The 13,558-nt window shown below is 38.6% G+C and carries 11 protein-coding genes; 8 read left to right on the forward strand and 3 right to left on the reverse strand.

From position 1 onward, the window contains the following. Positions 1 to 208 precede the first annotated feature (208 nt). From H4J54_RS01170 to H4J54_RS01185, 4 genes are all read left to right on the forward strand, one after another. Entirely contained in the window at positions 209 to 1,519 is a 1,311-nt protein-coding gene (locus H4J54_RS01170; RefSeq protein WP_182188998.1) for an MFS transporter, read from the forward strand. Beyond that, positions 1,516 to 2,052, forward strand: a complete 537-nt coding sequence (gene def, locus H4J54_RS01175) for a peptide deformylase (RefSeq protein ID WP_182188999.1) — start codon at positions 1,516 to 1,518, stop codon at positions 2,050 to 2,052. Before H4J54_RS01170 ends, def begins: the two co-directional genes overlap by 4 nt. A gap of 215 nt (positions 2,053 to 2,267) precedes the next feature. Continuing rightward, positions 2,268 to 2,498, forward strand: a complete 231-nt coding sequence (locus H4J54_RS01180) for a DUF3565 domain-containing protein (protein ID WP_182189000.1) — start codon at positions 2,268 to 2,270, stop codon at positions 2,496 to 2,498. Positions 2,499 to 2,621: 123 nt separating this feature from the next. Further along, positions 2,622 to 2,990, forward strand: coding sequence for a PH domain-containing protein (locus tag H4J54_RS01185; protein WP_182189001.1), 369 nt, complete (start codon positions 2,622 to 2,624; stop codon positions 2,988 to 2,990). A 216-nt stretch (positions 2,991 to 3,206) separates the two neighbouring features. Here the strand turns inward: H4J54_RS01185 and H4J54_RS01190 are convergent, their stop codons facing one another. Continuing rightward, the gene (locus tag H4J54_RS01190; RefSeq protein ID WP_182189002.1) at positions 3,207 to 3,995 is read right to left on the reverse strand and encodes a glutathione S-transferase; all 789 of its coding nucleotides are present in this window, start codon (positions 3,993 to 3,995) and stop codon (positions 3,207 to 3,209) included. Between the two features lie 117 nt (positions 3,996 to 4,112). Here H4J54_RS01190 and H4J54_RS01195 point away from each other — a divergent pair, with 117 nt between their 5' ends. Further along, positions 4,113 to 6,503 carry a peptidase U32 family protein gene (locus tag H4J54_RS01195; protein WP_182189003.1) on the forward strand — a complete coding sequence of 797 codons (2,391 nt, stop codon included), beginning with the start codon at positions 4,113 to 4,115 and terminating at the stop codon, positions 6,501 to 6,503. Positions 6,504 to 6,632: 129 nt separating this feature from the next. Here the strand turns inward: H4J54_RS01195 and H4J54_RS01200 are convergent, their stop codons facing one another. After that, on the reverse strand, positions 6,633 to 7,553 hold the full coding sequence (locus tag H4J54_RS01200; RefSeq protein ID WP_182189004.1) for an aldo/keto reductase family oxidoreductase: 921 nt from the start codon (positions 7,551 to 7,553) through the stop codon (positions 6,633 to 6,635). Between the two features lie 591 nt (positions 7,554 to 8,144). Between H4J54_RS01200 and lgt the strand changes: the two genes are divergently transcribed. The 3 genes from lgt (at position 8,145) to yegD (ending at position 11,799) form a co-directional block, all read left to right on the forward strand. After that, positions 8,145 to 8,939 carry a prolipoprotein diacylglyceryl transferase gene (gene lgt / locus H4J54_RS01205; protein WP_182189005.1) on the forward strand — a complete coding sequence of 265 codons (795 nt, stop codon included), beginning with the start codon at positions 8,145 to 8,147 and terminating at the stop codon, positions 8,937 to 8,939. Positions 8,940 to 8,994: 55 nt separating this feature from the next. Continuing rightward, positions 8,995 to 9,792 (forward strand): ribonuclease H family protein, encoded by a 798-nt coding sequence (locus tag H4J54_RS01210; protein ID WP_182137571.1) that lies wholly within the window; start codon positions 8,995 to 8,997, stop codon positions 9,790 to 9,792. A 648-nt stretch (positions 9,793 to 10,440) separates the two neighbouring features. Continuing rightward, positions 10,441 to 11,799: a molecular chaperone gene (yegD, locus tag H4J54_RS01215; RefSeq protein ID WP_182189006.1), complete on the forward strand. Its 1,359-nt coding sequence runs from the start codon at positions 10,441 to 10,443 to the stop codon at positions 11,797 to 11,799. Between the two features lie 524 nt (positions 11,800 to 12,323). On the opposite strand, the gene H4J54_RS01220 is transcribed toward yegD, so the two are convergent. Further along, entirely contained in the window at positions 12,324 to 13,292 is a 969-nt protein-coding gene (locus H4J54_RS01220) for a sensor domain-containing diguanylate cyclase (protein WP_182189007.1), read from the reverse strand. Between the last annotated feature and the right edge of the window lie 266 nt (positions 13,293 to 13,558).

A 13,558-nucleotide genomic window follows, 5' to 3' on the forward strand; every position in this document is an offset into this window, starting at 1 on the left:
AGTTATTGCCATTAATCCTATGACTCTTTATCAAGCAAACGAATAATTTTCAAAACGCAGTTTATCACTCGATTTAACGATTGATAATAAATAATTAAAAATAATTTATTATCGTCAAAGTCGCTAATTCTCCCTAAAGTATTAAAATTTCAGTATGATAGTCTCAGACTATTTAGCCAAATTCGGCGGTCATCTATAAGGGCAGTTAATGCTAATCAATATTTTCATCACGCTGGCGTTATTGCTCTTAAGCTTTTTTGGCTTACAACGGCTGTTTACGCTACCTAAAAACGTCTGGTTACTTTTTTTAGTACAACCTCTAGTGATGGCCGCATCGCCAGTGATTGTTTTTATTGGCGGTATACTTGCCACTAGCATGGGCGCTGATCCCGCACTAGTTACCCTACCGGTGACTATGATGATACTCGGCGTGGCCAGCGGCGCTATTCCAGCGGCGTTATTAGCTAAAAATAAAGGTCGACGTTTTGCGGCGTTTACTGGCTTCTCGCTAGGTTTTTCCGGCACACTGGTCGCCATGTTTGCTGCCTTAAACGCCCATTTTGAATTACTCATTTTAGCCAGTTTTTTACTGGGTATTAGTACCGCTTTTACCCAACAATTACGCTTTGCCGCGATTGAAAGTGTTGGCAACAACAATGAAGTACCAAGGGTATTATCGATTTTAATGCTCAGTGGCATTTTTTCTGCTTTTTTAGGGCCTGAAATAGCCGTAACCGCAAAAGACTGGTTAAGCTCACCACACGGCTATGCCGGTTCTTTCTTATTTTTGTCTGGGCTATTTCTCCTTGCTATGTTGCTGATGTTGAACTTTACTAATCCTGAAATAAAAACCAGTGGTAACCAAGGCCAAGCTAGGCCCTTAATTGAAATAATCAAACAACCTATTTTCATTATCGCCATATTGTCAGCCGCTATTGGCTTTGCTCTGATGAGTTATCTAATGACCGCAACCCCTCTGAGCATGCACAAACTTCATGGTCATAGTTTAAACGATACAAAATGGGTGATCCAAAGTCACATTGCCGCGATGTTTATTCCATCATTATTTACCGCCTTATTAGTCAAACGCATTGGCTTAAAAAACTTAATGCTCGCAGGCACCATCATTTATGCGGTGGTCACGGTTATTGCCTTGTCGGGTGAACAAGTGATGCATTATTGGTGGGCATTAATTTTATTGGGCATTGGCTGGAATTTTCTTTTTCTTACCGGCACCTCGCTATTACCCCAAAGTTATCAAGCTAGCGAACGTCATAAAGTACAGGCGATTAATGACTTTATTATTTTTGGCTTTCAGGCTATCGCGTCATTAATGGCTGGCTGGATATTGTTTAAAGCAGGTTGGCATGTAGTGGTATTAACCGGTTTACCTTTTATTGTTATCTTATTCGTTGTTAGCTGGTTTTACTTTAAAAAAGAACGTGAAAAAATAAATCAAACCTCTGCCAGCACAGTCTCTGCGCTCAATGCAGAGCAAAAAAGCCAAGTATCATCATGAGCACTTTAACTATTTTACAACGTGGTGAGCCGGTTTTATCTGCTATCGCAAAACCAATAGCCAATGTTCACACGGCTGAGATAAAGCAGCTAATTGAAGATCTAAAAGGTACCGTTGCCCAAGCCAATGGTGTTGGTATTGCCGCGCCGCAAGTGGGCAAAAGTGTGCGTTTATTTATCATGTGTTCTGCGCCCAGTGAACGCTACCCTGATGCGCCGTTATTAGCGCCTGCAGTTATCATCAACCCAGAAATACTCAGCGCCAGTACTCAGCAAGTGTTAGGCTGGGAAGGCTGTTTAAGTGTGAAAGGCAAACGCGCTTTGGTCAGTCGTCATCAAAGTATCTCTGTACGATATCTCGATGAACAAGGCCAAGCGCATCAACTAACCTTTACTGACTTTCTTGCGCGTATTTTTCAGCACGAGTTAGACCATCTTGATGGTATTACTTTTATTGAACGACTCGACCATGAAACTGATGCCATTGATGAACAAACATGGCGAGCAACAATGGCAAGTAACAATAACAAGTAACTAGGTAACCAAGTGAAAATAATGAATAAACCCCCTTAATTAACGCCTAGTAACTTTTCTTATTCATCATAAATGTTGGCTTGTAAATTAACTTACTGATTTTATGCTGTTAATTACCTATTACCGATAAAAAATAAGCAATAAGCAATAAGCAACGACAGATTACTCATAACTCACGTTAACTATCCCATAAAATTGTCAATGGAAGAAACAATATGCTACAAGCTATCATCGACTACCATCTTGATGACGAAAATCATTGGGTAGCCAGACTAGAATGTGGCCATTTCCAACATGTTCGTCATCAACCGCCTTTTATTAACCGCCCATGGGTAGTCAATAAGGCAACCCGACACGCGATGCTAGGTCAGCAACTAAACTGTATAAAGTGTGATCAAGGTGTAGCTAGAGACTTTCCGGCAATCGAATCAACTTCATCGTCTTAATAGACGTAGACTCGTGCGGTTTCAAAGTTCAGAGACACCTAAAGGGAGCGCAATTTAAATTGTATCTTGAAAAATAACAACAACTAGGTAATGATTAAAGATTAACAATACAAGGATTTTTCGATGATTGACTTTAATAACAAAGGTTTTTTCAAGCTTAAGCAAGACACTGATTATGCTGAAAAAGTAAGCGACTTACTGTTGAATGATGAACAAATAGTTGACTCATATAAAACCATGCGTGACGGTGTAGTCTTTACCAATAAGAGAATAATTGCGGTTAATGTTCAGGGTATTACTGGCAGCAAAAAAGATTTCACCTCTTTACCTTACAAAAATATTGTTGCCTACTCTATTGAAACATCAGGTACCTTCGATCTTGATTCTGAACTAGAAATATATTTTTCTGCCCTAGGTAAAGTGAAATTTGAGTTTTCGGGGCAATGCTCAATACTAGAAATATCAAAAATAATTTCTAGCTATTTATTATAAGTGCTGACAGTGCCTTGGTTATTATCACTAAGCTACATACCGCTTATTTTTGATGTCAAGCTATCGTGATTTTAGCGGTTTTATCGCTCGTACAAGGCAGCTCGTATAAGACAGCTAATATTAAGCCTACAATAGCGAAAAAATTAAACCCATGATAATGCCCTAGACTCACTTACCCTCGGTTTTCATTTACTAAGGTTCACTGACCAACGGCTTTTACTTACCAACAAAAACAACCTCTTCACCACACTCAAGCCACAGTGGGTGCTTTGCCATTACTCGGGTAAACATCGGGCTTTGTAGGTAACAATTCAGCCAATTTTTCAGCTTAGGATACGGTGATTGCAAATACCACTGGCGTTCTATGCGGGCAAATTGACGAATAAATGGCAACAGAGCAATGTCCGCTAAACTCTCTTGTGTGGAAAATAAATAGTCATGCTGTATTAAGCGTGACTCCAATAGTTGGATATAATACTCGCATGCAGTTCGGCATTCATTCAGGTTAGTTTCATGGTAACGCTTTGCGCATTTATAAGCTTCTAAACGCAATTTAAATTCAACATCAAACTCGCTAATGAGTGCCAACATTTCATTTAACTTTTCGTTGGTCTTGTTGGGGACGGTATTGACTTTTTCGTCTGGCTTTATAGGTAAAGTGCCCCTGTTATCAGCATGGAGTAAGTTGTTGGGATCAGATTTTTTAAGCGCCCATAGCATAATATCTAGGCTTTCATCGATAACGACACGGTTATCTTCTGCTCGATTTGTACTTGCTTCGCTTAATGCTTTATTCCCTCGCGCATTATCCTGCTTAAACGGGCTGTTTTCATCCAAGACTAAAATAGGCACGGTAGCTTTGGGGGAAGCTAAAATCATCGCGGCAGGTTTATCCGTTAATACCAGATCACGCAGCGCAACCGGTTGATGCGACTTAAAAATAGCAATACGTGCTCGCATTGCATAAGGACAGTTTCTTAACGAATAAAGGATAGGTAATGCCATAACACGCAACTATTGAATTAACATTATTTATAAACGGCAACTTTAACGGTATTCATTGGTGAAATATACGGGTAAAATCCCTGCTCTTAAATTTAGCGAAAAAAATAAGTTGTACCAATGGATCATAAAATAGAATTATTAGCCCCCGGTGGAGATGTCGACGCAATTAAAGCGGCCATTATAGCGGGTGCCGACGCGGTATATTGCGGCTTAGATACCCTAAATGCCCGTAATCGCGCCGCTAATATATCCTTTGAACAGCTGATTGGCATCATACGTTTGGCACACCAATACCAATGCCAAATATTTTTAACCTTAAATGTGATTATTTTAGAACGTGAGTTTAAGTCTATTGCCAAGTTACTCAGTAAACTGGTTAACACTACGTTAGACGGCGTTATCGTACAAGATATCGGCATGTTTAATATCATCAAGAAGCATTTCCCGACCTTAGACATTCATGCTTCAACCCAGTTAACCACTCATAATATCGGACAAATTCCGTTCCTAAAAAAATTAGGTGCTTCGCGGGTTAATTTATCAAGAGAATTAAACTTACGTGAAATTACCGCCATAACCGCTGTGTGTCGTGAATATAACTTGTTGAGCGAAGTATTTGTTCATGGTTCGCTTTGTGTGGCCTTTTCAGGTTTATGTTATTCAACGTCTGCTAGTGTTGGCAATTCAGGTAATCGCGGTCGCTGTAGCCAAGCTTGTCGAGAAGAATATGAAACCACAGCCACAGGTCATAATTTCCCATTAAACATTAAAGACAACTCTGCCTTTTTTGATTTGCCCGCTTTAATCGACGCTGGTGTGCATTCGTTTAAAATTGAAGGACGTATTAAAGGCGCAAATTATGTACATACTGTGGTTGATAGTTTTCGTAAACAAATTGATGGCTTCCTCAATACCGGCGAATTAACTGAAGATGGCGAACGTCTTTACAAAGTATTTAATCGTGATTTTTCTAATGCCTTTTTAAGAGGCGATTTAAATCAATCAATGTTTATTGATAATCCGCGTGATAATTCAAAAGTTCATGCCATAAATAAACATAACGCCACTGAAAACCAAAGCCATTCGCCAGCTAAGTTTCAAGATAAGTCGCAACAAATTTCAGTCGTACAAATTCATGAGGTTGAGCAAAACCTACAAACTGATAAAAATGAAATTGAAGCAGAAGTGGTTGAGAAAATAAAGCATTTAAGTATTGAAAAAGTACCACTATCGCTACGTTTTTCTGGTCAAGCAGCACAACATTTAGAGGTTAGCGTAACCACTACCGGCTTCTCTGTTGAACAAAATAGCTTCACTGTGCAATCCACTAGCTTATTACGCGCCAGTGAAAACGCCAGTATTGATAAGGCCACGATAGAAAAACGCTTTAAAAGCTTTAACAACGCCGAGTTTTTACTGACCGAGCTAAACTGTGACAACTTAAATACCGGCTTGAGCATTCCGTTTAAAGAGCTAACCGCGCTGAAAAATCAAATCGCCAGTTTGTTAAATAATGCTGTTGATATTATTCCAGAAGTGACCTTGCCGCCATTAGTGAATCATCCAAAAGTAGCCTCTGAACTAAGCAGCCAAGTTAGCAGCCAAGTTAAAAGCCAAGCAAAAAATGAATTGTCTATTTTGATCTGTGACGAAGCCGATGCTGAGTTAGCGCATATTACCCATGCCGATATTTATTTTAAATTGCCTGATGCTTATAAACGTGACTGTACAAAATATGTTGGTTTTTTACAGGACAATCCACGTTTAATCCCGTGGTTTCCGGCGGTGCTAATTGGTAAAGATTATGACGCTGCCGTAACTATTTTAGAGCAAGTAAAACCGCCATTAATTGTCACTAACAATACCGGCATTGCCTATAAAGCCAATGCCTTAGGCATAAAATGGATAGCAGGGCCATTTTTAAATACCACTAATTCCTACGCGCTGTTAGCGATGAAAGAAGACTTTGACTGTAGCGGTGCCTTTATTTCTAACGAAATTAACGCCATGCAAATGAAACATATTGCTCGCCCAGAAAACTTTAAATTATTTTACAGTATTTACCACCCTATTTTGTTGATGACTAGCCGACAGTGTTTCTTCCAACAAAGTGTTGGCTGTGAAAAACCACGTATCGACAATGGCTGTATGCTCTCTTGTGATAAATCAACCACCATCACTAATCTCAAAGGTGTGTCGTTCGCGATTGATAAACAAAAAGCCGGTTACCCGAGTATTTACAACCAAGATCAGTTTTTAAATATGGAAATTATTGAAGACTTATCTGATTTATTTGACGGTTTTATGATTGATTTAACCAACATAGGTACCGGTGATCGCCAAGCGCCTGATAAGGCGTTGTTGATCAGCCAATTTGAAGAGTTATTAGCTTATAAAAACTCGACTAACGAGTCTAAAAACCCGATAGATAGCCATTCATCAGCAAAAAAACAGCTGAATAAATTAGTGCCTGAATCAACCAATATTCAATATCATAATGGTTTGTAACTCAATCACTCGCGATTGTCCTGTCTTAAAATAACATCAAAGCCACTGACCTTTTTCAGTGGCTTTTTTAATGCGATATATTGTTGATTCAATATACTTTTAGTACGATATAGTTTTGATTCAATATAGTTATGGCACAGCTTGACCATTTCTAGCTTCTAATAAGCGATACCAATCTTCACGCGCGTAATCTAGTGTTAAAGCTTGTTTAGCGGCAACAATGCGCTCTGGTGTGGTTGACCCTATGATGGGGCAGATATTGGCTGGATGTTTTAATAACCAAGCCAGAATAACTTGCCAAGGCGCGCAAGCATATTTTTCACTTTGGTGGCTTAATTCGTTTTCAATTCTTTGTTCATCTTCACCTGAAAAAGTATTTCCCCAAGCAGAGTAAGCAACACCCCCTAAAGGACACCAAGCAATCGGTGTAATACCATGCTGCTGACATTGATCTAAGGTGCCATCAAGTAAGCTATCAATATTGTGAATATTAATTTCAACTTGATTCACCAACAAGGGCATAGCGAGCGCAGACTTTAATAATTCAACTTGCGACGGTTTAAAATTACTGACACCAAAATGCTTAACTTTGCCACTGGCTTTTAATAACGCAAAAGTTTCAGCGACTTCATGCACATCAAATAAATAATCTGGGCGATGCAATAAAAACATATCTAAGTGATCGGTATGTAAACGTTTAAGTGAAGCTTCAACACTGGCCAACAAGTATGGCTGGCTAAAGTCATAACGCGTGGGGGCATAAGTGTCGTGATCATTATTGCGCGGTCGAATACCGGCTTTAGAGGTGAGAATAATTTGCTCACGTAAATGTGGTTTTTCAGCTAACAGTTCACCAAAAATACTTTCGCTTTCACCAGCACCGTAAATATCCGCATGATCAAAGTGATTATAACCCGCCTCTAGCGCAGCCATTATCGCTGTTTTTCCTTTAATACGATCACTGGCACTATTGTCACCGGCAATACGCATGCAGCCATATATAAAACGAGAAGATTCGATGCTCGAGTTACCCATTGAGACTTTTTTCATGTCTTTACTCTTCATTGTTATTGATTAAATATACTTAAAATTCTTCATGTGTTGGCCATTGTTCAGCCGCGTGTGCTGGCCATTGAATAACCGAATGTTTAATTAAAGCCTTTAAAATATCATATCGTTATTCTACATATATAGGATGGCGATGAATATAATCATCTTTTTCTGCACGATTAAAATAAAAACGCTTATTGCCATTATTATCACCATCACTACAAAAATATTTATGGTGAAAAAACCTGTAAAATAACGCTTAATATTCTTATTAAAGTTAAAAGTAAAGGCAAAAAAAACCAATGAACTTTTAAAAATTGACTGGAGTAATCAACACAATATAAAAATAACCTTTAACCAGCCAATAAAATACGGGGGCATGATGGGGCTTTTGTTGAGTCGTTTGAACAAGTTTTAATCCAGGTTGAACAACCCATAGACGTGATTAACGCTTTCAGCGAAATTAATTCAGCACAGCAACCACTAGCTTGCTAGAATATCGCTGTTTAAGTGAAGACTTAACTTAAAGTCACATTAAACTCATTCAACTCATTCAATATAAGTAACATAAGCAACATTAAGGGCTACGCTTTGCAACATTTAGTTTGGGATTTTGATCCCGTATTTTTCTCCATTGGACCATTGACTATACATTGGTATGGCGTGTTATTCGCCACCGCTATTTTATCTGGCTTACAAGTCATGAAGTGGATTTTTCAAACCGAGAAACAAGATTTAGTCGCGCTAGATAACTTACTGGTCTATATCGTTATTGGTGTTATCGTCGGTGCGCGTTTAGGGCATTGTTTCTTTTATGACCCAAGCTATTACTTTGCTAACCCACTTAAAATACTTGCCATTTGGGAAGGTGGCTTGGCCAGTCATGGCGGCGGTTTAGGGGCTATTATTGCAGCGGGTGTTTATAGCAAAAAAAACCAGATGAACTTTCTCTGGTTACTCGACAGACTCGCGATATGTACCGCGCTGTTTGGTTTTTTTGTTCGCAGCGCAAACTTTGTTAACTCTGAAATATTAGGCACACCGAGTAATGTCCCTTGGGCGGTAGTTTTTGCCCGTATTGATAACCTTGCTCGCCACCCTGCTCAACTTTATGAAGCCTTGTCTTATTTAACAATATTTTTTGTTTTGATGATTTTTTATAAACAGAAAAAATCCCAAACACCACCCGGTGCCATTTTAGGTGTTTTCTTAGTTTTAATTTTTACTGCTCGCTTTCTTATTGAAATGTTGAAAGAAAAACAAGCGGCCTATGCGGCTGACATTGCCTTAACTGCAGGGCAAATGTTAAGTATTCCGTTTTTTATTGCTGGTGTCCTACTAGTTATTTGGTCAATTAAAAACAATAAAAAAGTAAAGCAGTCTTAACAAATAGCGTACAGAGCATAAAAAATCATGGCGAATAAAATAGGGTTAACAATTGATGAGTAAAAAATATTATGTGGTGTGGAAGGGTGCAAAAACTGGGGTATTTGAACAGTGGAATGATGTTAAAAGCCACACCCAAGGACGTGCCGATGCACAATATATGGGTTTTGCATCAAAAGCTGAAGCCGAGGCGGCGTTTCAATCAAGCTACACTAAAGCATTAACTAAGCGCTCGATGAGTAAAAGTGCAAGCACTAAACCTGCCGCTTCTGCTGCCTACGTTAAAGCGGATAGTAGTGCCGTAAGTAATAGCTTAGCGCCGGTTAAACAAAGTGCTGATATTAATATTTATTGTGACGGAGCTTGCTCTCCCAATCCAGGAAAGTCAGGCACGGGCATGGCAGTGTATCAAGAGCAACAGCTCATTGAATTGTGGTACGGTTTATATGAGCCGATGGGCACTAATAATACCGCCGAACTTAATGGCATACTTGCCGCATTTAACTACGCACAAGATCATATTAAACAAGGTAAAACCGTGCAAGTCTTGTCTGACTCTAGATATTCAATTGATTGCATCACTAAGTGGGCAAAAGGTTGGCAAGCTAAAGGCTGGACTCGCGGTAAAGGTGAAGAAATTAAAAACCTTGAAATAATTAAGCAGTGTTTTGCGCTCTACCAAGCATTGAAAAGTAATTTAATTATTAGTCATGTTAAAGGTCATGCGAATATAGAAGGCAATGAACTCTCAGATAGAATGGCGGTATTAGCACGCGTTAAGTGCACAAAAGGTTTTGTGCAATATCAAGACACACTTGATATTAAAACTATTTTGGCCATGGCTTCGGGCTAAAATAGTTTAGTCTTTTATGGCCATTTTATTAGTGCCTTGAGCTATTTTATACGGATAAGAAATAACCCGTTGAAATGTTCACCAAGTGAATGAGCTTGCTCTTATGTAAATTAAACACCAACAGGCAGCCTTAAGCTGTCTTTTGGTTTGAATTACTCGGATAATTTACCCTTAATAATCCGGCTATCTTACCCTTTTGTGAATGCAGCAATAAGCACTCAAAACGCCACATACGACTTTAAATCCACTTTTGCTTGCAGGGTACAACTAATGTCGTTTTATCAATAATAAAAGCACCTGGGCTTGTAAGCCGTTACTACCATCAGCATTAAACTATTTAAGCGTTAAACCTGTATTCGCTAGCTAATGGGTTAATTTATCACTCGCTGCTGTCATCATGGCTTTAGCTTTATCAGCAGAACTAGCTCACTTCTTCTGCATTTTAGCTCTGATTTTTTAGCCTAAATTTAAATCGATTCAACCGCGAAAAAATTATACAGGTAAAAGTTTAAGCTGTGAACGTCGACATAGCCATGATTGATAGGATTAAAACTACGTTTGTGCGCCTTTGAAATATATTAATAAAGCCCTTGCCTAGTGCTACATATCCCAGTATCCTTCGCGGCCATTTTATATTTGGATATCAACATGATCGGATTTGATTACGGTACATCAAACTGTGCTGTCGGCGTAATGAAAAACAACACGCCAGAACTATTATCTTTAGGTGATCATGGTCGCTATATCTCCTCAACTTTGTATGCGCCCAGTCGTGACATTATTGTCAACTGGCTGCACAATAATTTGGCTTTGGCAGAACAAAAAAGCTTTCAACAGCAACGTCAAGCACAGATAAACAAAGGAAAAAACTCACTACGAGAGCTGACCTTAGATGGCTATCCAACCGAATTATCGTTTGGCCAAGCCGCATTAAATAACTATTTACAAGAGCCGGACGAAGGCTACTACATAAAGTCACCAAAATCGTTTCTAGGTGCCAGTGGCTTAATGCCACAGCAAGTTGACTTATTTGAAGATATTGTTGCCTCTATGATGAGCAATATAAAAACGCTTACCGAAGAAAGTCTTGGCAGAAGTGTTGATCAAACCGTTATTGGTCGCCCTATTAACTTTCAAGGTATGAAAGGTGAAGAAAGTAATCAACAAGCCATACAAATATTAACCAATGCAGCAAAACGGGTTGGTTTTAAAGATGTTGAATTTCAATTTGAACCTGTTGCAGCCGGCTTTGAATATGAAGCTAGTCTCACCAAAGAAACCAAAGTATTAGTGGTGGATATTGGCGGTGGTACCACAGATTGCTCAATGCTTTTAATGGGGCCAGAACACGCTGCGTTAACGGATAGAAGCAATGATTTATTAAGCCACAGTGGTGAACGAGTTGGCGGTAATGATTTTGATATTGCCTTTGCACTGAAAGGTATCATGCCGAGTTTTGGTTTAGATAGTTTATTAAAATCGGGTAAAACAATGCCAAGTAACAGTTACTTTCAGGCAATGGCGATTAACAATATTAGCCACCAAACACAATTTTACAGTGCCGAGAATGGACGGTTTTTACAGCAACTGATCCGCGATGCAGAACATCCTGAGTTATTAACTCGCTTGTTAACGGTGCAACAACAAAAATTGAGCTACCGTGTAGTTAATGCCGCAGAGCAAAGCAAAATTGGCTTAACCGAGCAAACCGAGCAGCAAATAGATTTATCTGATATCTATGAAGGACTCAGTGTTAAGCTTGATAGGGATGGTTTTACTGAGGCATGTCATCGACAACTCAGTGCGATAGCCGCGCTAATGAAAGATGCCATTGCCCAAGCTAACTGTCAACCTGATGTGGTGTTTGTCACTGGTGGTAGTGCTAAATCACCGATGTTAAATAAGTTTTTACAATCGCAATTTCAACATACCCCTATTGTTGTTGGTGACCATTTTGGCAGCGTAACGGCTGGCCTAACGCGCTGGGCTAACACTATCTATGCATAAGCTATTATTTGAGCAAAAAATTTAGCCCCATTTAAAGTCATTAACGCTAGCGAATAATAAAGTTGATGACTTTACATATTAATATATTATAGACAGTTACTTTAATAAATGGCTTTTATTAAAGTAACTTATATTGGTAAGCTTTATTGATAAGCTTTAAACATGACTCAAGTTAAAAGAGTTATAAATACTTTGTTGCTAAATGGCTAAGTGCCTGCATTTATGACCTTAATAGCTACTAGAACTAGCGCAAGGAAAGTAGATTGATTTTGCTTTAAGCTAGTGTGATTTATCAGCGGCAATAAGCTAAAGTTTTTGAAAACAGTAGCTATCGTTAATCACTAGTGGTAACTGCGTCAAAACACTTAAACTTGCCAGTAAACTTTTCTAAGAAAATATCCGCAACTGTTCTGCACTGCTTTTCATCGCTAAAACTTACAAGTTCACACACTTTGTCAGTATTTTACGCTTTAAAGTCGCACATGTTTTCGGCATTAATTTAGTGAAACAGTTATAACGTCGAGCTATAGAGTATTAGTTTTTTTTTGCTTATACATGGCTGCATCAGCCGCTTGCAGCATTGCTTCTATTGATTTGTCCGTGTCATGCTTAAAATAACTAACACCGGCACTGTACTCAATTTTGTAAGGTTTATTTAAGGTTTCATTTGCTTGATCAATAGCGCCAGCAAATCGCTCTAGTGCTATATCTGCTTTCCCTGAGTAATAGTCAGAGTCGCTCAGCATAGCCACAAATTCATCTCCACCGAGTCGAGCGATCAAATCACAGTCTCGAAATGAATTAAGCATTATTTTGGCAAAAGTAGCTAAGACAAAATCGCCTTCATGATGGCCATGTTCATCATTAATGATCTTAAATTGGTTTAAATCAAAGAATATAAACGACATTGACATTTGATTACGTCGACATACTTTTAAACTATGCTCGGCCAGAGTCAAAAAACCACGTCGGTTAGAAATCATGGTTAACTCATCTAAAGTAGCGAGTTCAATAGATTTGATTTCTTGCTCAATGATAGCCCCTAGATCTTCAAGCAACTGCTGGTCTTCTTCGTTAAAATATTTAGGTTTTGTATCGATAAGACACAAAGTGCCTATATTAATACCTTGCCTAATTTTTAAAGGACAACCGGCATAAAAGCGAATTTTCAGACCGCCAGTAACAAGAGGATTATCAAAAAAGCGTTTATCTTTGGAAGCGTCAGGCACTATGAATAAATTATCTTGATTAATGGCATGTGCACAAAATGAAATCTCGCGAGGCGTCTCCGAAAGCTCGAGTCCCTGCGTGGATTTAAACCATTGACGGTCTTCGTCAATTATAGTGACCAGCGAGATTGATACGTTAAACATGCGTTTAGCCATGCGAGTGACTCGATCAAAGCGCTCTTCGTGTGATGAGTCAAGAATTTTTAAGGTTCTAAGCGCATACAAACGTTCAATTTCATTTTTAGGCACTTCAGGTTTAATCATTAGGGGGTACTTAATTAAAAATGTAAACTCTTAAAATTATATCAGCAAATTAAGATGGTTTCTTTAAAAATAAAGCGCTTTAAAACAAGAGTGTTGCAAAAAAATCATTGTGCCAAACTGTGACAAATTGTGCCAAGCTGTGACAAATTCAGTCGCTAAATCATTGCGTAAACCAAATAAATTTATTCAAATAAAACATAATTTTACACTCTATTTTCTGAATGAACTTAAATCCATTTCAGCCTGCATTCGTTACCTATTAACCA

It is taken from the genome of Colwellia sp. MB3u-8 (assembly GCF_014076985.1).
GTDB lineage: Bacteria > Pseudomonadota > Gammaproteobacteria > Enterobacterales > Alteromonadaceae > Cognaticolwellia.